Raw genomic sequence first — 20,910 nt, forward strand, 5'->3', positions numbered from 1 at the left:
CTATTTTTACATCAATTAAAATTCATTAAAAAATGAAAGTTCTATTAGTTGTTTATATATCCATAGTGCTCCTATTGGCCAATACCCTATTTCAGGACAATAAGCTAAAAGAAAGTATGGAACGTGGGAGCGAGATCTATGCCGATTTTTGTGTTACCTGTCATTTGACAAAAGGAGAAGGGGTTCCCTATACATTTCCACTTTTGGCAAAATCGGATTATTTGATGAACAATAGGAAGGAAAGTATCCGAGGGATCAAATATGGACAAAGGGGTGAAATTGTGGTCAATGGAAAAACATATAACAACACCATGATGCCCATGGGGCTCACGGATGATGAGGTGGCCGATGTGATGAATTACATCACCAATTCCTGGGGCAATAAGAATGATAAAATGGTTACCGAAGAAGAGGTTGCCGCAATCGGAAAAAGGTAGTCCTATTTTTGATAAGCGTCTATAGCCTTTTTAACGGAGCCGTGCTGTTGCAATAATCGTTCTGCATCGTCATAAGGGATTTCCAAAGCTTCCACCAGATATCGGGTACCACGATCTACCAATTTCTTGTTGCTGAGTTGCATGTTCACCATTTTGTTGCCCTTTACCCTGCCAATTTTAATCATTAGGGCAGTAGAGAGCATATTGAGCACCAATTTCTGTGATGTGCCGCTTTTCATTCTCGTACTTCCGGTAACAAATTCAGGTCCCACATTAACAGCTATAGGTATTTCCACGGCAGTGGTCAATGGGGATCCGGGATTATTGGTGATGCAACCCGTAAGCAAGCCATTATTCATTGCAGCTGCCACTCCTCCCAATACATAAGGGGTTGTCCCAGAAGCGGCGATACCTATTACGGTGTCGTTCACTATAGGCTTATGAGCCTCCAAATCTTTCCAGGCTTGTTGGGTATCATCTTCTGCACCTTCCACGGCCTTTCTTATAGCACTATCTCCCCCTGCAATAATTCCTATCACCCTATCATGGGGCATCCCAAAAGTTGGTGGAATCTCAGAAGCATCCAATATCCCTAACCGGCCGCTGGTACCAGCACCAATGTAGAATAATCTACCTCCTTTTTCGAAGCGAAGGGCCATTGCATCCACAAGTTTTGTTATCTGGGGAATGGTCATCTCTACTGCAGCTGCCACCTTCTTATCCTCAGCATTCATGCTTTTCAAAATAGACGTTGTCTCCATCTGTTCCAGACTATCATAGTGTGAGGATTCCTCTGTAATTTTGTTGTAATTGGACATGGTTATAGTAAGTGGATATCGTGGTTTCTAAAAGAGTCTAATTGTTTGTTCTCTGGATTTAATTCCGTAATCATAATGTTTACTGAATTTATATCACAGGTTTTGTATCGATGCTGGGAGTTTAATTTCTCCGAGATGCACAAAAGTACCGATTTTTTTGAAGCGTCCATAACCGCTTTTTTCACCTGAACAATATCCCAATCGAACTCGGTCAGCCCAAAGGCAGCATCCACATAACCAGTACCTATAAAACCATAATCCACCTTAATTTGGGATAGATTGTACACCGTGCTCGCCCCTATCGCCATTTGGGCATCTTTGGATAATTGTCCGCCTACAAAAATAACTTCAATATTGGCTTTGTTCAATAACTCCAAAGCAACAGGCAAACTATGCGTAAAACAGGTAAGCTGCATTTTAGAAGGGATAGCCCTAGCCAATTCCAGACATGTGGTACCCCCATCTATAAATATTACACTCCCCTCCTTAATAAGTCGTACTGCCTTTTCGGCAATCACTGTCTTTTCGGTCAAGGCGTAAGTGTTGTCGTTTTTAGGAGTGTAGTTGGTAAAGCCCAAAGCTATGGCACCACCGTGAACCTTTTTGAGTTTCCCTTCCGCGTCCAATTCCTTCACGTCCCTTCGTACAGTATCAATAGAGACATTAAGATTTTCAGCAATGTCGGTCAGCAGCACCCTATTGTGCAAGACCACTTCGGTTAATATGGTTCTTTGGCGTTCTTCTTTTAACAAAATATCCTTTTTTTTATTTGAATTCAGCAAAGATATAGATTTATATTTTATGCTGTTTTATATTGTTATAAAAACAAATATACATCAATAACAGCACAATACTGCATTAATTACAGCATAAAAAAGCATAATTTAATTTATTTGCTTATATTTGCCGTGCTTATCACCATTTAAAAACACGTCCCATGACCAATAGACAGGAAGAAATCGAAGCCAGAAAATTCGAAAAGATAAATACCATTATCCACCAAAACTCGGAAGAGGCTTCTTTGTTTGTAGCCAAAGAAATTGCGCAACTCATCAAACAACGACAAAAAGTGGGTAAAAAGGTTGTTTTAGGCCTGGCCACAGGATCAACCCCCACAAAAATGTACGAGTATTTGGTACGCTTTCACAAGGAAGAGGGTTTGAGCTTCAACAACGTGGTTACCTTCAACCTGGATGAGTACTACCCTATGCAACCCGATAGTATCCATAGCTATGTGCGTTTTATGAATGAACATTTGTTTGACCATTTGGACATCAAAAAAGAAAATATCCATATCCCCGATGGCGCCCTTCCAAAAGAAGAAGTGCGGTCGTATTGTGAGCGCTATGAGCAAAAAATAAAAAGTTTTGGCGGACTGGACATCCAAATATTGGGTATAGGAAGAACGGGGCATATTGGTTTTAACGAACCAGGGTCTACTATTTCAAGTAAAACAAGAATGGTGCGTTTGGACAGGGTTACCAGATTGGATGCCGCCAGTGATTTCTTTGGACATGAAAATGTACCCACCAAAGCCCTTACTATGGGCGTAGGTAGCATCATGGATGCAAAACGCATCATCCTAATGGCCTGGGGCGAAGGGAAGTCGGACATCATCAGGCAAGCAGTGGAAGGTGAGATCAAGGAATCCGTTCCTGCTACCTTTTTACAGCGTCATGACAATTGCGATTTTATATTGGATGAGGCTTCCGCCTCCTCCTTGACAAGGATTAACACGCCGTGGTTGGTGGGGGAATGCGAATGGAACGACCTAAGGATAAAAAAAGCAACCATTTGGTTATCGCACACCTTGGGAAAGGCAATATTAAAATTGACCAACGAAGATTATAACGAACATGGCATGGGGAGTATGGTGGCAGAAAAAGGATCTGCCGAAGATATCAATCTAAAAGTCTTCAATCAATTACAAAGAACCATTACCGGATGGCCCGGGGGAAAACCCAACGCTGATGACCATAATAGGCCAGAACGCAATACCCCCTTTCCAAAAACCTCTTTAATATTCAGTCCACATCCAGATGATGATGTCATATCCATGGGTGGTACATTATTACGTTTGGTAGATCAGGGCCATGAAGTGCATGTGGCCTACCAAACATCAGGTAACATCGCCGTTTTTGATGATGAAGTGATCCGTTTTATGGATTTTGCCAGTGATATACAAAATGAAAATAAATCTTTAAAACAAAAATACAGGGAAGTAAGGGACTTCTTAAACCATAAGGGCGCTGGGGAGACAGATAGCTTGGAAGTACAGCATTTTAAAGGGCTCATCAGAAAAGGGGAAGCGCTTTCCGCTTGCCGATACTGCGGGGTAAAAGAAGAAAATGCCCATTTTCAGAACTTGCCATTTTATGAAACGGGTACGGTAAAGAAAAAGCCGTATTCGGAGGTAGATATCAACCTTACCAAAGACCTTTTAAAAAAGATAAGACCCCACCAAATTTTTGCCGCGGGAGATCTTTCTGACCCCCATGGGACTCACAGGGTATGCCTCCAAATTATTTATAAGGCCTTGGAGCAATTGAAAAACGAGGGAGCCGAATGGCTTAAAGATTGTTATGTCTGGTTGTATAGGGGCGCCTGGCAGGAATGGGATATTGCCGATATGGAAATGACGGTTCCCATTGGACCAAAAGACATGCGCAGGAAAAAGAACGCAATTTTTAAACATCAATCCCAAAAAGACAGTGCCATGTTCCCAGGAAGCGACGAAAGGGAATTTTGGCAGCGTGCAGAGCAACGTAACCAAGAGACCGCCAAGAAATACGATGCCCTGGGATTGGCAGAATATGAAGCTATGGAAAGCTTTGTAAGGTATCATTTTTAATAACACATCATATAAAAGAGAAGCCCGCATTTCAAGTGGGCTTTAGTCATTTAATTTCGGCCGCGCCATTCAAAATACAGCCCTTTAGGCCGTCAACAAAAATCTACATTGCGAGTGTATAACTCCATACTTTTATGTGGTAATTATTACCAAATAGTTCTTCATTTATACTATTTTTAGGGCAATTAGCATACTATGGTTCAAAAAGACAAATGGGCATGGGCATGGGTCCCCATACTTTACTTTACCCAAGGACTTCCCTATATTTTAGTTGTCAGTGTATCGGTGATCATGTACAAAAAACTGGGTATCAGCAATGCTGATATCGGTTTTTATACCAGCTGGCTATATCTTCCCTGGGTACTAAAACCATTATGGAGTCCGTTTGTAGATCTTAAAAGCACAAAACGAAATTGGTTCCTCAGCATGCAACTCCTCATTTCAGTTGCCTTACTTGGCGTAGCCTTGACGCTACCTACCAATATTTTCTTTATGACTTCCCTCGCTTGTTTCTGGATGGCGGCTTTTGCCTCTGCCACCAATGACATTGCCTCGGATGGGTATTATATGATAGGACTTACAGAAAAGAAACAGTCCTTTTTTGTAGGGATGCGGAGTACCTTTTATCGGTTGGCAATGGTCACCGGTCAGGGCCTTATTGTGATCTTGGCCGGATTTCTAGAAAATTATTATGGAGACAATACCAAGGCATGGTCCATTACCATGACCTGTACCGCTTTCTTAATGCTGTTACTTACCCTATCAAACTTTTTTGTTACCCCAAAGTTCGAAACGTCTTTGGCCATCCCACAAGATAAACCTGCCAGTTTTTTGGAGGTCTTTTCCTCATTTTTTAAAAAGCCACATCTGGGCATTGCCCTTGCTTTTATCTTGTGTTATCGCTTAGGGGAATCACAGTTGGTAAAAATGGCTTCCCCCTTTTTATTGGATGATGTAGCTGAGGGTGGTCTTGGTTACTCTACAGAAGCGGTAGGGACCATCTATGGAACAGTTGGTGTAATCATGCTATCTATTGGAGGGATTTTGGGTGGAATATTGATTTCTCGTGATGGGTTAAAAAAATGGATGCTGCCCATGGTGCTATCATTAAATGTACCAAATGCCCTTTATGCTGTTTTGGCACTGACAAATACTACAAATATTGTGGCCGTGGTAGCTACAGTAGTATTGGAGCAATTTGGTTATGGTTTTGGTTTTGCAGCCTTTTTAATTTTCCTGATCTATACCGCCGAAGGTACTTCCAAAACCTCACACTATGCCATTGCCACAGGTTTTATGGCCCTAGGAATGATGATCCCGGGAATGATAAGTGGCTATATCCAAGAATGGTTGGGGTATGGCGGCTTCTTTATCTGGGTGGTCATTGCCGCCCTCCCTTCCCTATTTCTGCTGAAATTCATAAAATATCCTGCCGATTACGGTAAAAAAACAGCCCCGACAAATGACTAGACTAATCCCATATCTGCAAGCCTCAGCCGAGCTTTCGCTAAAAGAGAAAGTCGGACAGTTGTTTATGCCGGCCGCCTTTATCAATGATAGCGAATCAGAAATACAGGCCTTGGAAAAGCTTATAAAAGAACACCACATTGGCAGCCTTTGCTTTTTTCACAGCAGGGCAAGTGCTGCCACCAATTTTGAGGGCATAAAAGAAGTAGTCTACAATGAGGATAGCTTGGAAACCCTAAAAAAATTGATAGCCCGTTACCAAAAAGCAGCTAAAACTCCCTTGCTAATCAGTATAGATGCAGAATGGGGCTTGGCGATGCGGGTGGAACAAGCGCCCCAATACCCCTATGCCATTACCCAAGGAGCCTTGCAAGAGCACACCGATCTTATTTTTAAAATAGGGAAGAACATTGCCCATGATTGCAAATACTGTGGTATCCATTGGAACTTGGCACCTGTGGTGGATATTAACAACAACCCGAACAATCCGGTTATAGGCTACAGATCCTATGGCGAGAACAAAGAACTAGTGTCAGAAAAGGCCATTGCCTTTACCCTTGGCACCAAAAGCGAAGGCGTACTTACTTGTGCGAAGCATTTTCCCGGACATGGGGATACGGCAATCGACTCCCATTTGGGACTACCGATTATAGAGAAGTCCAAAGAGGCCCTTTGTAAAAATGAACTTTTCCCTTTTCGTGAATTGATAGAAAACGGAGTAGATTCGGTCATGATCGGACATTTGTCCGTTCCTAGCTTGTCAAATGGAAAAAACACCCCCGCTACCCTCTCCAAAGAGATCATCAAGGGGGTCTTGCGCAAAAAATTAAAGTTTAATGGGGTTGTTGTTTCCGATGCCCTTAACATGCATAGTGTTTCTAAAATGTATCCCACAAAAGGGGAGCTGGAATGGATGGCTTTTGATGCGGGCAACGATGTCCTATGCTTTGCTGAAAATACAAAGGAGGGTATGGACCTCATCTTAAAAAACGCTTCAAAACAACAGATAGAGGAAAGCTTTGAACGTTTTTGGAATCTAAAACTAAAGGCTTTTACTGCTTTGAAAGAGTCTCCAGATGAAGTACGAAACCCTGTAAGCCTGAACCATAAGTTGGCCTATGAAAGTCTTAGCCTTGTTCATGGTGATCAAAGGTATATAAAGCCATTTAGAACAGGAGGTTTTGTAGGAGTCACTATCGGAAAAGAAGCCAATAATCCGTTCTTTGGCACCATTTCAAAATCGGTTGATTTTGCGGGTTTTTCTACTAAATCTTCCTCAAAAAAGGAAATTTTAGAGCAAATTGAGGGCAAAAACGTGCTTTTGACCCTCTTTCCACCACTAGTGAAGCCAAAAGATAATTTTGGAGTATCTCAACAAGATTTGGCACTTATTTCAGAAATACTTGCCAACCAAAATGTGGTTCTTTATCATTTTGGAAACCCCTACTTTTTAAACCTATTGCCATTTCAGAAAGGCAAGGCTGTGGTAGTTGCCTTCCAGGATTTTGAAACATTCCAGCAAAACGCCGCGAATCATTTTCTGGGCAAGGTAGATGCAAAAGGAAAGCTTCCCATAACCCTAAATTCTAAGGTATGCACATCTACAAAGTAATCGGACTCATGTCGGGCACCTCCTTGGACGGCTTGGATTTGGCATATTGCCATATCTGGAGGCAGCATGACCGTTGGGAGTTTAAGATTCTGGAATATAAGAGTATTTCATATGACAAGGAGACTTTTGATACACTAAAAAATTCTATTTATTTACCTGCCGACGAACTCCTCATTTTCCATAATACCTATGGCACCTGGCTGGGCGAACAAGCCAAGAAATTTATAGAAAAGCATCATTTGGAGGTCGACTTTATTTCCAGTCATGGGCATACCACCCACCACCAACCGGCAAAAGGGCTCACTTTTCAAATAGGCTCCGGACAGCATTTGGCCAATGCCAGTGGCCATAAAGTGGTCTGTGATTTTAGGACCAATGATGTGGCTTTGGGGGGACAAGGGGCACCTTTAGTTCCTATTGGGGACCGATTATTATTTAGTGAATATGATTTTTGTTTGAACTTGGGAGGTATTAGTAACATCTCCTTTGAGCGAAATGATATGCGCTTGGCCTATGATATAGGGCTAGCCAATATGATCCTGAACCATATCACTCAAAAAGTTAGGTTGACCTATGACAAAGACGGACAACTGGCCAGAAAAGGAACCCTGAACAAAGAAATGCTGCAACAATTGAACGCTTTGGAATTTTATAGGTTGCCCTTTCCAAAATCTATAGGTTTTGAATGGTTTGTGGAAAAGGTAGTCCCCATAGTGGATGGTACCGAGGACAGTATGGAAAACCTTTTGCACACCGCCGTCCACCATATTTGTAAGCAGGTAGCTTTACAGGTACAACAGCAGGCCACAAAAAAAGAAAGCACGCTTTTGGTCACCGGTGGTGGGGCATTGAACAGATTCCTCATTGAAATACTTCAAGAAAAATTAGGGTCCACCGCCAAAGTGGAAATCCCTTCCAAAACTTTAATCGAATTTAAGGAGGCCCTTGTTTTTGCCTTCATGGGTGTACTGCGACTGGAACAGGAAATAAATTGTTTGAGCTCTGTAACCGGAGCTAAGTGCGACTCCTCTAGTGGAGTTGTGTTTTTGCCAAATTAAACAAATTGTGAATTTTATTTAATTCAGAAAATTTCTAATCATCAAAAAGGCAAAAGCTTAATTGGGTGACTACTAGCATGAGCGTGACGCTCACGCCAGCGGTGGAAATCCAATAGTTTTGAGATACAAATATTTTTAAAAGCGTCAATATAACACTGTCATCTTTTTATCTTGAAGTTTAAAAAGACAACAAAATGGATAAAGAAGATTTATTAGGAAAGGAACTTAGTAACCTGTACGCCATTTACAAACAGGTAAATCATTTTTTTGATGGAAGTGATATCAGCTTTTTAAACGAAAGAAGGCAGCAAATCGTAATGAATTACGTGAAATTAAGTTGTAAAAATGAGGAAGCGGTTGCTGAAGTTTTACGGAAGGCACATATAAACCCTGGCAATACCATTGATTCGGTTGTCAATGAAATTACCGATAATCTTCATAAGATCACCTTACAAAAAAAAGAAAATAAAAAACTTGAAGGCCTAGGCTACATGATGTCCTTCAATCGATTGGTAAGTTATCATGAAGCTAATGTTAAAAACATTGAATTTATATTAAATGAACTCGGACAATTAAAGACATCCCGCTAGCGCGAGCGTCACGCTCGTGACCGCAACAGTCAGAAATAAAATAATTAAAAAAATAAGACAAGTAGAAAATACAAATTCCCCCCGCTGGCGCGAGCGTCACGCTCGTGCCCTGCAACAGTAAAAAACCAAATGATGAAGAAATAAGATGAGCAGATAATACAAATACCCCTACTTGCACAAATATCATCCTCACGCTAGCGCGAGCGCCACGCTCGTGCCCTCAACAGTAGAAAACCAAATGATGAAGATATGAGATGAGCAGAAAAAACACCTACCCACGCTAGCACACATATCATCCTTTTGCCCCCGCTAGCGCGAGCGTCACGCTCGTGCCCACGGCAGTAGAAAACCAAATGATGAAGAAATAAGATGAGCAGAAAATACAAATACCCCCCGCTGGCGCGAGCGTCACGCTCGTGCCCTCAACAGTCAAAAATAAAATAATTGAAAAAAGAGATGAGTAGAAAATACAAATTCCCCTACTTGCACTAATATAATCCTTTTGCGTAAATCATACATATTTAAAGAATACAGCTCCCTGAAATAGTAGTTATTCCCTACAGAACTATACTCCCAATCCTAGACCTACGAAAACGGTATAGGTCGATCCATCAAAAAGTCCGTAGTTTCATCCCAAATCCTTATTTTTGGACAAAATATGTAAGCATGCTCATTATTGGAATAGCCGGGGGAACTGGCTGTGGAAAAACAACCGTTGTAAATCAGATCGTTAACGAACTGCCCTTTGAAGAAGTGGGGGTGATTTCACAAGATTCATACTACAATGATATCTCCCACCTTACTTACGAGGAACGCACAAATATCAATTTTGACCATCCTAGGGCAATAGATTTTGATCTGCTCATTGAGCATTTACAGATTTTAAAGCAAGGAAATCCCATTGACCAACCCGTATATTCCTTTGTAAAGCACAACCGCACCAAGGATACCATACATACCTTTCCTAGAAAGGTAATGATCGTTGAGGGGATTTTAATTATGACCAATCCCAAAATCCGGGAGATGTTCGACATAAAAATCTATGTTCACGCAGATTCCGATGAGCGATTAATTCGTCGTCTTAAAAGGGACATTACAGAGCGCGGAAGGGATCTGGATGAGGTACTAAGCCGCTACCAGAACACCCTGAAGCCCATGCACAACCAGTTTATAGAACCTACCAAGGAGTTTGCGGATATCATCATCCCCAACAATAAATACAACACCGTGGCCGTGGATATCGTACGGACCATTATTAATGAAAAACTAGCATAGACAGCAATGGGCCTAAAAGAACTGAGAAAGAAAAAGTGGTTTGGCATAGCCACCAATATGTACGTATTGGTGCTGACCGTTTTTTTAATTTGGATGATCTTTTTTGATACCAATTCCCTCTTCATCCATTGGGAGCTGAAAAAAGAAATTAAAAAGCTGGAGAAGCAGAAGGAGTTCCTACAGGAAGAGATTGAAAACGACAAAAGGACGATTGAAAAACTATCCGACAAGAAGGAACTGGAAAAATTTGCCAGGGAAAAGTATTACCTCAAGAAAAAGAATGAGGAGATCTATTTAATAGAATACGAGGACAGCCTAAAAAATAAAGACGATGAGTAAACCCAAACTTTTTAACGAATTTCAAGAAGTTTCCTCCAAAGCCTGGAAGCAACAAATACAATTCGACTTAAAAGGAGCGGATTATAATGAGAATTTGATATGGGAATCTCCAGAAGGGATTAAAGTAAAGCCTTTTTACCATTCTGATGAAAATGGAGACCGCATCTATTTTTCCCAACCTTTGGGAACATCTTGGAAAATCACCCAACATATTTATGCCAAAAATGCAACAATGGCAAATGCCAAAGCGCTAGAGGCTTTGCGCAAGGGTGCAGAGAGTCTGCTTTTTACTGTTGCCTCTGAGGAAATTAAAATAGAACGACTTTTAAAGGATATCCCTCTAGAAGCTACGGTCATCCATTTCGAATTTCAGTTTTTATCGGTACAATATATACAGGGACTCTTTAATTTTATTGGCAATAAAACCCATCGCATCCATCTAAATATTGATCTTATCGGTCACTTGGCCAAAAGTGGTAATTGGTTCCATAACCTTAAAAAGGACCATGAGATCTTGGATGAAGTATTTAGCCTGAACCACGGCAATAATTTCAACAATATCCTTGCTGTAGATGCTAGTCTATACCAAAATGCCGGTGCCAACATGGTGCAGCAATTGGCCTATGCGCTTTCCCACGCCAATGAATATTTAAACCATTTCATCAAGGACGCCGCTTCCAATACTATTCAGGGAATCACTTTTAAAATGGCCGTGGGAACCAATTATTTCTTTGAAATAGCAAAGCTCAGGGCAATGCGCCTTTTGTGGAAAACCTTGGCCAATGAATACAATTTGGATCTGGAATGCCACATCCTGGCATTGCCGACCAAACGCAACAAGACCCTTTACGATTACAATGTAAATATGCTCAGGACCACTACAGAATGTATGTCGGCCATTCTAGGAGGTGCAGATACCCTTTGTAATTTACCTTATGATGCGCTATACCACAAGAGCAATGAATTTGGAGAACGTATAGCGAGAAACCAATTGCTAATCCTAAAGCACGAAAGCTATTTTGACAAGGTCAGTAATCCTGCTGATGGTGCCTATTATATAGAGAGCCTTACCACCCAATTGGCAGAAAAAGCCTTGGATCTTTTCAAATCCCTGGAAGCTGGTGGTGGTTTTTTAAAGCAACTGAAAGAACATACCATCCAGAAAAAAATTAAGGAGAGCGCCAAAAAAGAACAAGAACTGTTCAATGCCCATAAGGAGGTATTAGTAGGAACAAATAAGTATATCAATAAGGAAGATAGGATGAAGGATGATATGGAGATCTTCCCCTTTGTTAAGACCGATGCTAGAAAAACCTTATTGGAGCCCATTATTGAAAAACGATTGTCCGAAGCCTTGGAACAAAAAAGATTGAAAGATGAGTAGAAAAGACCTGCAACACCTAAAATTAAAAGTGGCTGAAGATACAGGTAACCAAACTCCAGCTTCCAAACCAAAGAGGAAAATCAATTCTGATACCCCGTTCTTTATCAAGGAGGATGTATCGGATTTGGAGCATCTCAATTTTGTAGCAGGGATAGCTCCCAACCTTCGTGGGCCCTACTCTACCATGTATGTGAGAAGACCGTGGACTATTAGGCAATATGCCGGATTTTCAACTGCCGAAGAAAGCAATGCCTTTTATAGACGCAATCTAGCCGCAGGACAAAAAGGGCTCTCAGTAGCCTTTGACTTACCCACCCACCGTGGGTACGACAGTGATCATGAGCGCGTAGTGGGAGACGTAGGTAAAGCTGGAGTTGCCATAGATTCAGTGGAAGACATGAAAATTCTCTTCGATTCCATTCCTTTGGATGAAATGTCGGTTTCCATGACCATGAACGGAGCTGTTTTACCAATCATGGCCTTTTATATTGTTGCTGCAGAAGAACAAGGGGTATCCCCAAAACAATTGGCAGGGACCATACAGAACGATATCCTAAAGGAATTTATGGTGCGGAACACCTATATCTATCCTCCGGCACCTTCCATGCAGATCATTTCCGATATTTTTGAATATACGAGCAGGCACATGCCTAAATTCAATAGTATCAGTATTTCTGGTTATCATATGCAGGAAGCTGGCGCTACCCCAGAAATTGAATTGGCATATACCTTGGCAGACGGACTGGAATATATTAGAACCGGACTTAAATCTGGCTTGGATATAGATAAGTTCGCACCCCGCCTATCCTTCTTTTGGGGCATTGGTATGGATCATTTTATGGAAATTGCCAAAATGAGGGCAGGTCGTATGCTCTGGGCAAAATTGGTTCAAAAGTTCGAACCCAAGAATCAAAAATCTCTGGCACTACGGACACATTCACAGACAAGTGGCTGGAGTCTTACTGCCCAAGATCCTTTTAATAATGTGGCCAGAACCACCATTGAAGCGGCAGCTGCAGCCTTTGGCGGCACACAAAGCTTACACACCAACGCCTTGGACGAGGCCATTGCACTACCCACCGATTTTTCGGCAAGGATAGCAAGGAATACACAACTTTTTTTACAGGACGAAACCAAGATCACCAAAACGGTAGATCCATGGGCTGGGAGTTATTATGTTGAATACCTCACTGATGAGATCGCACATAAAGCCTGGAAGCTTATTGAAGAGGTTGAAGAATTAGGAGGAATGACCAAAGCCATTGAGGCAGGTATCCCTAAAATGCGTATTGAACAGGCCGCAGCAAAAAAGCAGGCCCGGATTGATAGTAACCAAGATATTATTGTAGGTATCAATAAATATCAACTGGAGGAAGAAGATCCCCTTATGATTTTGGAGGTGGACAATGAGCAGGTTCGCAAACAGCAGTTGGAACGTTTGGCGCAGACTAAAAGAAACAGGAATTCAGCAGACGTAGAAGCGGCTTTAAAAAAATTGACAGAAGCAGCAAAAGAAAAACAAGCGGCCGAAGGAACCGCAACTACCGAGAATTTACTAGCTTTAGCAGTAGAAGCTGCGAGGGCAAGAGCTACCCTAGGGGAAATAAGCGATGCCATGGAAGTTGCTTTCGGACGGTACAAAGCAAAAATTCAATCATTTACAGGAGTGTATTCCAAAGAGATCAAAAACGACGAGAGCTTTAAAAAAGCCAGGGAGATGGCCGACCAATTTGCAGAGACCGAAGGTCGCAGACCGAGGATTATGATTGCAAAGATGGGTCAGGACGGGCATGACAGGGGAGCCAAAGTTGTGGCTACCGGGTATGCCGATCTGGGCTTCGATGTAGATATCGGCCCTTTGTTCCAAACCCCCCAGGAGGCTGCAAAACAGGCTATAGAAAACGATGTACACGTTGTGGGCGTATCTTCCTTGGCGGCAGGTCACAAAACGTTGGTACCACAGATTATAGAAGAACTCAAGAAATATGGTAGGGAAGATATCATGGTCATTGTGGGAGGCGTAGTGCCCAAACAGGACTATGACTTCCTCTTCAAGGCAGGAGCCGTGGCCATATTTGGCCCTGGCACCAAAATTAGTGAAACAGCCATTCAAATCTTGGACATTTTAATGGATTGATCTGTTGAATTCAACATTCTTAAACCATTAATTTGCCACAGATTACCATCTTTTTGTGGATTAATGGGCTGTTATTCACCATCTGTTAACAAATTACATTTTTTGGCGTTATAAATAATCGTATTTTTAGCCCCTAACTTACTATGATAATGGGCAAGATTATTGCTATAGCAAATCAAAAAGGTGGGGTTGGGAAAACCACCACATCAGTGAACCTAGCTGCCTCCTTAGGTGTACTGGAAAAAAAAGTATTATTAATTGATGCTGATCCACAAGCCAATGCCACATCCGGTTTGGGAATAGACGTGGACAGTGTGGAAATGGGTACGTACCAGTTATTGGAACATTCCAAGACAGCTTTGGAAACAATCATTTCAACATCCTCCCCTAATGTAGATCTTATTCCTTCACATATAGATCTTGTTGCCATTGAAATTGAACTGGTAGACAAGGACAAAAGGGAATACATGATGAAGCAGTCACTTGAAGGGTTGAAGGACAAATACGATTATATTTTGATCGATTGTGCGCCTTCTTTGGGCTTATTGACTCTTAATGCCTTAACTGCGGCAGACTCTGTCATAATTCCTATCCAATGTGAATATTTTGCCTTGGAAGGTTTGGGCAAATTACTGAACACCATTAAAAGTGTACAAAAAATACACAATCCAGATCTAGACATAGAAGGGTTGTTGCTCACCATGTTCGATTCCAGATTGCGACTTTCCAATCAGGTGGTGGAAGAGGTGAACAAGCATTTTTCTGATATGGTTTTTGACACCATCATCCAAAGAAATGTAAGATTAAGTGAAGCTCCAAGTTATGGGGAAAGCATCATTAAATACGATGCAGCAAGTAAGGGAGCGGCCAATTATTTAAATTTGGCCAATGAAGTAATGAAAAAAAACAAGGAGATAGTTTAATATGGCGAAAGCAGTAAAAAAACAAGCTTTAGGAAGAGGATTGTCAGCACTCCTTAAAGATCCAGAAAACGACATCAAATCAGTATCCGACAAAAATGCGGATAAAGTAGTAGGCAATATCGTAGAATTGGAATTATCGGCCATAGAAATGAATCCATTTCAGCCCCGATCCAACTTTAACGATGATGCACTACAGGAATTGGCAACTTCTATTCGGGAGCTGGGGGTTATCCAACCCATTACCGTTAGAAAGCTCGATTTCAATAAATATCAATTAGTTTCCGGAGAAAGAAGATTCAGGGCGTCCAAACTGATAGGTTTGGAAACCGTTCCTGCCTATATCCGTATTGCCAATGACCAAGAATCCTTGGAAATGGCCCTGGTGGAAAATATACAGCGACAGGATCTTGATCCCATCGAAATTGCTTTGTCCTACCAACGTTTGATAGACGAAATCCAGTTGACCCAGGAGAAATTAAGTGATAGGGTAGGAAAAAAACGTTCCACCATTACCAACTATTTAAGGCTTTTACGATTAGACCCCATTATCCAGACCGGCATCCGTGACGGTTTTGTGAGTATGGGACATGGTAGAACCCTTGTAAATGTTGATAAAAGAGAGGACCAGATTGCCCTATATGAGAAAATAGTTGGACAAAATCTTTCAGTTCGAGATACAGAAAAAGCCGTAAAGGCGTATCAAGAAGCATTGGAAAATCCTGATAAGCAAGTGAAAAAGGCGTCAAAAACCCCTGATTTCATTAAAAAGGATGCCCCGAGATTCAGCGACTACCTTTCCGTAAAAGTAGATGTGAAAGCTTCAGAAAAAGGCAATGGAAAAATCACCATCCCTTTTAGTTCCGAAGAAGAATTTCAGCGTATAAAAAAACTGATCACAGGTGAATAAATCACTTTGCTCCTTACTAGTTTTTTTTCTTTTTATTCTTTCTACCCCTGCACAGGAGAAACAAAAGGATACCACCGCTGTAGACTCTGTTAAAACAGATCTTACTAAAAAAGGCGTTGTGATTAAGGATGTTATTGTGGAGAAAAGGGAAGAAATCAACCCATTGGCTCCCAGCAAGGCCGCCTTTTTTTCCGCCATATTACCGGGGTTGGGCCAAATCTACAACAAACGCTATTGGAAGGTTCCCATTGTATATGCTGCAATTGGCACAGGAGTATATGCCTACGTTTATAATGATGATCTCTATGATCGCTTTAGAACTGCTTTTAAAAGAAGAAAGGCAGGGTTTATTGATGACGAATTTTATGACCCCAATAATAGTGGAGTGGTTCCTGGAAGTCCAGATCTTTCAGATACAGCGTTGCAAGATGGGCAAGAGCGCTACCAGAGAGATAGGGATCTGGCCTTGGTAGTCACCATTGGCCTTTACGCACTTAATATCATAGATGCCAATGTGGATGCGCATTTACGGCAATTTAACGTAGATGACAACCTTAGTATGGACTTTAAACCCTACTTGGAATACAATCCAATTAACGCCAATCCAAATTACGGAATGGCATTAACCATAAAATTTTAGCGCATGAAAATTGCATTGTTTGGATACGGTAAAATGGGAAAGATGATAGAACAGACCGCTATCAAAAGAAACCATACCATTGTAGCCAAAATAGACGTGGACACCAAAGAAATTGATTTTTCCAATATCGATGTGGCCATAGATTTCAGTCAGCCTGATGCGGCTTTCGAAAACATTAAAAAATGCATGGAGCACAATGTTCCTGTTATCTCGGGCACCACAGGATGGTTAAAAGATTACGACAAGGCGGTGTCCTTTTGTAATGAACATAAGGGGGCTTTTATCTATGCTTCCAATTATAGCTTGGGGGTCAACATCTTTTTTGAGCTGAACGAATATTTAGCCAAAATGATGAAGACGCTGGACCAATATAAGGTGTCCATGGAAGAAATACACCACACCCAAAAGCTGGACGCCCCAAGTGGTACAGCCATCACCTTGGCGGAAGGGATCATAAAAAACACCGATTATAAAGGATGGAAATTGGAAGAGGCAACAGATGGGCATATTCCTATACTTGCCAAACGAATCAATGATGTTCCTGGAACACATTCTGTCAATTATGAAAGTCCAGTAGATAGTATTGAGATTAAACATACGGCCCACAATAGGGAAGGTTTTGCGCTTGGAGCCGTTGTAGCTGCTGAATGGATAGTGGGCAAAACAGGGGTTTTCACCATGAAAGATGTGTTAAACCTTGGTTAAGAATCGTAACAAAATAACATCTTCGGGTACTTAGTTATAGAAACAATCAATTAGATATCCCAACAAACAACTTATAATACACCAATAACAATATCGTATGAACGGCACACAATGGATTCTTTTTATTTTGATCGTACAGGTCATCCATTTTTTAGGAACTTGGAAATTATATGTAAAAGCTGGGAGAAAAGCATGGGAGGCGGCAGTGCCGGTCTATAATACCATTGTCTTGATGCAAATTATCAACCGCCCAAAATGGTGGACTATCCTACTCTTTATTCCTATTATCAACTTACTTATGTTTCCTGTAGTTTGGGTGGAAACCATTCGAAGCTTTGGAAAAAATAGCCTGTTAGATACTTGGTTGGTCATTATAACCCTAGGATTTTATATCTACTATGTAAGCTATACCCAAGATGTCAAATATGTGGAAAACCGCAGCAGACATCCTAAAACAGCCTTAGGGGAATGGGTCAGTTCCATTGTATTTGCCATAGTTGCAGCTACGTTAGTGCATACCTATTTTATTCAACCGTATGTTATCCCCACAGGGTCTTTGGAAAAAACATTGATGATAGGCGATTTCCTTTTTGTGAGCAAATTTCATTATGGTGCCAGAACCCCTATGACCACTGTTGCGGCACCTATGGTTCATGATACATTGCCGATCCTAAAAACCAAATCCTATTTAAGTAAACCACAGCTTCCCTATTTTAGGCTTCCCGGTTTCCAAAAAGTAAAACGAAATGATATTGTGGTCTTTAGTTGGCCTGCAGATACCGTACGCCAGTTCTTTAAAAAGGAAAAAGGTGTTAAGAAACCTATAGACAAGAAATCGAACTACGTTAAAAGATGTGTGGGCATCCCTGGAGATAGCCTCTCAATTGTAAATGGAGACGTACATATCAATGGTGAAAAGCTGGTCCTATCGGACAGGGCCAAGCCCATGTTCCTTCATGTCGTGACGACCAAAGGACAAATAGGCAGCGCAGCAATTACTTTATTGGGCCGCAATAATTTTGGGGGCAATGTGATCAAAATTCCTAATGAGGTATTGACACAAGACAAGGTTGCAGAGGTAATAGATCAAAAGACTACGTTAGAGGAGTTTGAAAAAGATTCTTTATACACCTACTATACTGGGTATATATCTGATGGTAAAGTAGTATCATTTCTCAAAGCTAGCGCCGTGAACACCAAGGCCCTCTTTAATATGACGGAGGAAGAAGCCAAGAATGATATTGGAAAGGCAGACATCGTCAACATCGAAAAATTCAGCTTTACAAAGCCAGAAACTTCGATTTTTCCGCAAAGCGGACAATATCCAGGAACACAAGATAATTTTGGACCTATTTATCTTCCAGAGGCAGGTAAAACAATTCCTTTGAATGTAAAAGTTCTTCCTTTATACAAGAAAATAATTCAGGAATATGAAGGGAATACCCTATCCGTCTCCGGTAACCAAATTAGCATCAATGGGCAGGTAACTGACTCCTATACCTTCAAACAAGGATATTACTGGATGATGGGGGACAATCGTCATAGATCTGAAGACAGTAGGTTTTGGGGCTATGTGCCAGAAAACCACATTGTGGGCAAACCGGTCTTTATCTGGATGAGTATTGATGGGATCAATGACGGACTGAGCAATTGGAAAGTTAGATGGGATCGTGTTTTCACTACCGTAGGTGGAGACGGAGAACCCAGGTCTTATTTTAAATACTTTTTGATAGCCCTTGCCGGTTGGTTTGTGTTTGATTATTTTAGGAAAAAGAAGAAAAAGAAATAATCAGTTTTATAAACCCAACAAATGAAGCTTCTCCTACACCCAGGATACTTTTTGAATATTGCCAATTTTGTAGCAATAGCCAAAAATGATATCTGTTGGGAGACTTCTGGAAATTATCAGAAACAGACCTATAGGAACCGATGCTATATAGCCACTGATAATGGTAGGCATCTCATGAATATTCCCATTCAACATGCTGGGGGCAAAAAGGGTAGACAAAAGTATAGAGATGTAAAAGTAGACAACTTTTACCATTGGCAAAGACAACACTGGCGTACCTTGGAAACGGCGTATCGGACCTCTCCTTTTTTTGAGTTCTATGAAGATGATCTTGTGGGACTTTATAAAACCGAGCATACTTATCTACTTGATTTTAATTTAAAGTCTATTGAAGCAGTCTGCAATTGCCTTCAGATTCCAATGCCAGAAGAAAGAACTACCGATTTTGAAAAAGAGCCATTTGATTATGTAGATGCACGCCATTTGATCAATGCCAAAACCAATCCGCCCCTTGTTCAAAAACCATATGTTCAAGTATTCGATGACCGTAATCCATTTATTGACAACCTCAGTATTTTGGATCTTTTGTTCAATGAAGGCACTAATGCCCTATCTTATCTGAAAGAACACCAATTAGAATTCAAGGATGCTTAGATTCTTAGTGCATTACGGCATACACTTTTTGGTCCCTATAGCAATTGGACTCTACTTTTATAAAGACAAAAGGTTTTGGGCAGTGTTGATTCTATTGGCAGGGATCCTAATTGATCTGGACCACCTTGTAGCCAGCCCAATTTTTGATAGTACGCGCTGTAGTGTTGGATTCCACCCTCTACACTCGTATTGGGCCATAATGTTCTATATTGGATTTTTATTTTTCAAGAAAACTCGTGTCGTGGGCCTTGCCTTGTGTATTCACATTATTGCAGATACGGCGGACTGCCTTTTGATGTAGCTATAATTTGATGGACGCCATTACAGGGAAATGATCGGATAATTTAACGTCGTAATTCTTATGTGCCTTAACCTCAAGGTCTTTATCCACAAATATAAAATCAATTCTAACAGGATAGTATTCAAAATTATAGGTACGACCGTAACCCGTCCCTAATTTTTCAAAGGTATCCTTCATTTCACCTTTGATTATATGATAAACATTTGAAAATTGGTTGTTGTTAAAATCTCCACAGATAATTTTTTTGTACGCTATGTTCTCACTATGTTCAAATACAATTTCTGCCTGTTTTTGCTGATTCATAAAGGTTTTGCTTAATCGCCTATATAATCTAGAAGAAGGCTCTTTGGAAATGGCCTCAGCCTTTGGTATTACCTTTAAAGATTGTAAATGTAAATTATATACTCGTATTGTATCCTTATTATATTTGATATCCACATAAATAGCATTATTTGATGTATCGGGGAAACCTAAGGACCCTTTTGTAATTATAGGATATTTGGAGTAAATAGCTTGGATAGATTTATTTTTTTCTGAAGGAGAAGTTATGTAGTGATATGGATAGTGCTTCAACTGCCTATTTCTTATTCTACTAAACTCTTGAAAACATAGAATATCAGGATCTTCTTCCTTAACAAAATCTATAATCTGATCACCTAACGAAGTATCTTCAATCCAATTATATTTATTGAATCCTCTGACATTATAAGTCATAACACTTAAATCTTCTTCCAAAATATTTTCTTTAGAAAATTTAAAATTAAAAAAACTCCCCAACAGAAAATACCCTAAAACCAATACGGTCAATGATAATACCAATTGCTTCTTTTGTCCAAAAGTCCAATAAAGTAGAAAAATTATATTGATAAGCACCAGAATAGGAACGGTAAGACTAAGTATCGATAAGGCTGACAGCCTTTCAATAGAGATATGCGGCACTATACAAGAAAACAAAAGCAGCAATGCCGCTATTGAATTCAGAAAATATACGAATTTATTTAGTACAGATAATTTTTCCACGGT

The 20,910-nt window shown here is 40.7% G+C and carries 20 protein-coding genes; 17 read left to right on the plus strand and 3 right to left on the minus strand.

The features are described 5' to 3' along the window. Positions 1 to 32: 32 nt before the first annotated feature. Positions 33 to 437, plus strand: a complete 405-nt coding sequence (locus tag ABXZ32_RS01055) for a c-type cytochrome (RefSeq protein WP_354616839.1) — start codon at positions 33 to 35, stop codon at positions 435 to 437. Positions 438 to 439: 2 nt separating this feature from the next. Here the strand turns inward: ABXZ32_RS01055 and ABXZ32_RS01060 are convergent, their stop codons facing one another. Both ABXZ32_RS01060 and ABXZ32_RS01065 read right to left on the minus strand, forming a co-directional pair. Then, positions 440 to 1,255 (minus strand): N-acetylmuramic acid 6-phosphate etherase, encoded by an 816-nt coding sequence (locus ABXZ32_RS01060; protein WP_354616840.1) that lies wholly within the window; start codon positions 1,253 to 1,255, stop codon positions 440 to 442. 2 nt (positions 1,256 to 1,257) lie between these two features. Continuing rightward, positions 1,258 to 2,007, minus strand: a complete 750-nt coding sequence (locus ABXZ32_RS01065; RefSeq protein WP_354616841.1) for a DeoR/GlpR family DNA-binding transcription regulator — start codon at positions 2,005 to 2,007, stop codon at positions 1,258 to 1,260. A gap of 185 nt (positions 2,008 to 2,192) precedes the next feature. Here ABXZ32_RS01065 and nagB point away from each other — a divergent pair, with 185 nt between their 5' ends. From nagB to ABXZ32_RS01145, 16 genes are all read left to right on the plus strand, one after another. Then, entirely contained in the window at positions 2,193 to 4,106 is a 1,914-nt protein-coding gene (gene nagB, locus ABXZ32_RS01070; protein WP_354616842.1) for a glucosamine-6-phosphate deaminase, read from the plus strand. A gap of 195 nt (positions 4,107 to 4,301) precedes the next feature. Beyond that, positions 4,302 to 5,576, plus strand: coding sequence for an MFS transporter (locus ABXZ32_RS01075; RefSeq protein WP_354616843.1), 1,275 nt, complete (start codon positions 4,302 to 4,304; stop codon positions 5,574 to 5,576). Beyond that, positions 5,569 to 7,185 carry a glycoside hydrolase family 3 protein gene (locus ABXZ32_RS01080; protein WP_354616844.1) on the plus strand — a complete coding sequence of 539 codons (1,617 nt, stop codon included), beginning with the start codon at positions 5,569 to 5,571 and terminating at the stop codon, positions 7,183 to 7,185. The genes ABXZ32_RS01075 and ABXZ32_RS01080 overlap by 8 nt, the downstream gene beginning before the upstream one ends. Further along, positions 7,167 to 8,243 carry an anhydro-N-acetylmuramic acid kinase gene (locus ABXZ32_RS01085; RefSeq protein WP_354616845.1) on the plus strand — a complete coding sequence of 359 codons (1,077 nt, stop codon included), beginning with the start codon at positions 7,167 to 7,169 and terminating at the stop codon, positions 8,241 to 8,243. The genes ABXZ32_RS01080 and ABXZ32_RS01085 overlap by 19 nt, the downstream gene beginning before the upstream one ends. Before the next feature lie 194 nt (positions 8,244 to 8,437). Beyond that, complete coding sequence (locus ABXZ32_RS01090; protein ID WP_354616846.1) at positions 8,438 to 8,833, plus strand: hypothetical protein; 396 nt, start codon at positions 8,438 to 8,440, stop codon at positions 8,831 to 8,833. Between the two features lie 666 nt (positions 8,834 to 9,499). Next, positions 9,500 to 10,108 carry a uridine kinase gene (gene udk, locus ABXZ32_RS01095; RefSeq protein ID WP_062054968.1) on the plus strand — a complete coding sequence of 203 codons (609 nt, stop codon included), beginning with the start codon at positions 9,500 to 9,502 and terminating at the stop codon, positions 10,106 to 10,108. A 6-nt stretch (positions 10,109 to 10,114) separates the two neighbouring features. Then, positions 10,115 to 10,447 carry an FtsB family cell division protein gene (locus ABXZ32_RS01100; protein ID WP_354616847.1) on the plus strand — a complete coding sequence of 111 codons (333 nt, stop codon included), beginning with the start codon at positions 10,115 to 10,117 and terminating at the stop codon, positions 10,445 to 10,447. After that, a complete protein-coding gene (locus ABXZ32_RS01105) occupies positions 10,440 to 11,831 on the plus strand; it encodes a methylmalonyl-CoA mutase subunit beta (protein ID WP_354616848.1) in 1,392 nt (463 codons plus the stop codon). Before ABXZ32_RS01100 ends, ABXZ32_RS01105 begins: the two co-directional genes overlap by 8 nt. Then, positions 11,824 to 13,968, plus strand: a complete 2,145-nt coding sequence (scpA, locus tag ABXZ32_RS01110) for a methylmalonyl-CoA mutase (protein ID WP_354616849.1) — start codon at positions 11,824 to 11,826, stop codon at positions 13,966 to 13,968. The genes ABXZ32_RS01105 and scpA overlap by 8 nt, the downstream gene beginning before the upstream one ends. Positions 13,969 to 14,117: 149 nt before the next feature. Further along, a complete protein-coding gene (locus ABXZ32_RS01115) occupies positions 14,118 to 14,891 on the plus strand; it encodes a ParA family protein (RefSeq protein ID WP_062054976.1) in 774 nt (257 codons plus the stop codon). 1 nt (position 14,892) lies between these two features. Further along, positions 14,893 to 15,798, plus strand: a complete 906-nt coding sequence (locus ABXZ32_RS01120; protein WP_354616850.1) for a ParB/RepB/Spo0J family partition protein — start codon at positions 14,893 to 14,895, stop codon at positions 15,796 to 15,798. After that, positions 15,791 to 16,438, plus strand: a complete 648-nt coding sequence (locus tag ABXZ32_RS01125) for a DUF5683 domain-containing protein (protein ID WP_354616851.1) — start codon at positions 15,791 to 15,793, stop codon at positions 16,436 to 16,438. Before ABXZ32_RS01120 ends, ABXZ32_RS01125 begins: the two co-directional genes overlap by 8 nt. Before the next feature lie 3 nt (positions 16,439 to 16,441). Further along, on the plus strand, positions 16,442 to 17,143 hold the full coding sequence (gene dapB, locus ABXZ32_RS01130; RefSeq protein WP_354616852.1) for a 4-hydroxy-tetrahydrodipicolinate reductase: 702 nt from the start codon (positions 16,442 to 16,444) through the stop codon (positions 17,141 to 17,143). 97 nt (positions 17,144 to 17,240) lie between these two features. Beyond that, positions 17,241 to 18,932 carry a signal peptidase I gene (gene lepB / locus ABXZ32_RS01135; protein WP_354616853.1) on the plus strand — a complete coding sequence of 564 codons (1,692 nt, stop codon included), beginning with the start codon at positions 17,241 to 17,243 and terminating at the stop codon, positions 18,930 to 18,932. A gap of 21 nt (positions 18,933 to 18,953) precedes the next feature. Continuing rightward, the gene (locus ABXZ32_RS01140) at positions 18,954 to 19,586 is read left to right on the plus strand and encodes a WbqC family protein (RefSeq protein ID WP_354616854.1); all 633 of its coding nucleotides are present in this window, start codon (positions 18,954 to 18,956) and stop codon (positions 19,584 to 19,586) included. Continuing rightward, positions 19,579 to 19,887, plus strand: coding sequence for a DUF6122 family protein (locus tag ABXZ32_RS01145; RefSeq protein ID WP_354616855.1), 309 nt, complete (start codon positions 19,579 to 19,581; stop codon positions 19,885 to 19,887). Before ABXZ32_RS01140 ends, ABXZ32_RS01145 begins: the two co-directional genes overlap by 8 nt. Here the strand turns inward: ABXZ32_RS01145 and ABXZ32_RS01150 are convergent, their stop codons facing one another. Further along, the gene (locus tag ABXZ32_RS01150; RefSeq protein WP_354616856.1) at positions 19,888 to 20,907 is read right to left on the minus strand and encodes an endonuclease/exonuclease/phosphatase family protein; all 1,020 of its coding nucleotides are present in this window, start codon (positions 20,905 to 20,907) and stop codon (positions 19,888 to 19,890) included. It abuts the gene before it with no gap. Positions 20,908 to 20,910 lie beyond the last annotated feature (3 nt).

The sequence above is a fragment of the Sediminicola luteus genome (genome assembly GCF_040566555.1).
GTDB lineage: Bacteria > Bacteroidota > Bacteroidia > Flavobacteriales > Flavobacteriaceae > Sediminicola.

What these genes read in the sequence shown, in the direction of transcription:
- ABXZ32_RS01055 (WP_354616839.1), top strand. Translation starts at nt 33, where the DNA reads ATGAAAGTTCTATTAGTTGTTTATATATCCATAGTGCTCCTATTGGCC.
- ABXZ32_RS01060 (WP_354616840.1), bottom strand. Translation starts at nt 1,255, where the DNA reads ATGTCCAATTACAACAAAATTACAGAGGAATCCTCACACTATGATAGT.
- nagB (WP_354616842.1), top strand. Translation starts at nt 2,193, where the DNA reads ATGACCAATAGACAGGAAGAAATCGAAGCCAGAAAATTCGAAAAGATA.
- ABXZ32_RS01075 (WP_354616843.1), top strand. Translation starts at nt 4,302, where the DNA reads ATGGTTCAAAAAGACAAATGGGCATGGGCATGGGTCCCCATACTTTAC.
- ABXZ32_RS01080 (WP_354616844.1), top strand. Translation starts at nt 5,569, where the DNA reads ATGACTAGACTAATCCCATATCTGCAAGCCTCAGCCGAGCTTTCGCTA.
- ABXZ32_RS01085 (WP_354616845.1), top strand. Translation starts at nt 7,167, where the DNA reads ATGCACATCTACAAAGTAATCGGACTCATGTCGGGCACCTCCTTGGAC.
- ABXZ32_RS01090 (WP_354616846.1), top strand. Translation starts at nt 8,438, where the DNA reads ATGGATAAAGAAGATTTATTAGGAAAGGAACTTAGTAACCTGTACGCC.
- udk (WP_062054968.1), top strand. Translation starts at nt 9,500, where the DNA reads ATGCTCATTATTGGAATAGCCGGGGGAACTGGCTGTGGAAAAACAACC.
- ABXZ32_RS01100 (WP_354616847.1), top strand. Translation starts at nt 10,115, where the DNA reads ATGGGCCTAAAAGAACTGAGAAAGAAAAAGTGGTTTGGCATAGCCACC.
- ABXZ32_RS01105 (WP_354616848.1), top strand. Translation starts at nt 10,440, where the DNA reads ATGAGTAAACCCAAACTTTTTAACGAATTTCAAGAAGTTTCCTCCAAA.
- scpA (WP_354616849.1), top strand. Translation starts at nt 11,824, where the DNA reads ATGAGTAGAAAAGACCTGCAACACCTAAAATTAAAAGTGGCTGAAGAT.
- ABXZ32_RS01115 (WP_062054976.1), top strand. Translation starts at nt 14,118, where the DNA reads ATGGGCAAGATTATTGCTATAGCAAATCAAAAAGGTGGGGTTGGGAAA.
- ABXZ32_RS01120 (WP_354616850.1), top strand. Translation starts at nt 14,893, where the DNA reads ATGGCGAAAGCAGTAAAAAAACAAGCTTTAGGAAGAGGATTGTCAGCA.
- dapB (WP_354616852.1), top strand. Translation starts at nt 16,442, where the DNA reads ATGAAAATTGCATTGTTTGGATACGGTAAAATGGGAAAGATGATAGAA.
- lepB (WP_354616853.1), top strand. Translation starts at nt 17,241, where the DNA reads ATGAACGGCACACAATGGATTCTTTTTATTTTGATCGTACAGGTCATC.
- ABXZ32_RS01140 (WP_354616854.1), top strand. Translation starts at nt 18,954, where the DNA reads ATGAAGCTTCTCCTACACCCAGGATACTTTTTGAATATTGCCAATTTT.
- ABXZ32_RS01145 (WP_354616855.1), top strand. Translation starts at nt 19,579, where the DNA reads ATGCTTAGATTCTTAGTGCATTACGGCATACACTTTTTGGTCCCTATA.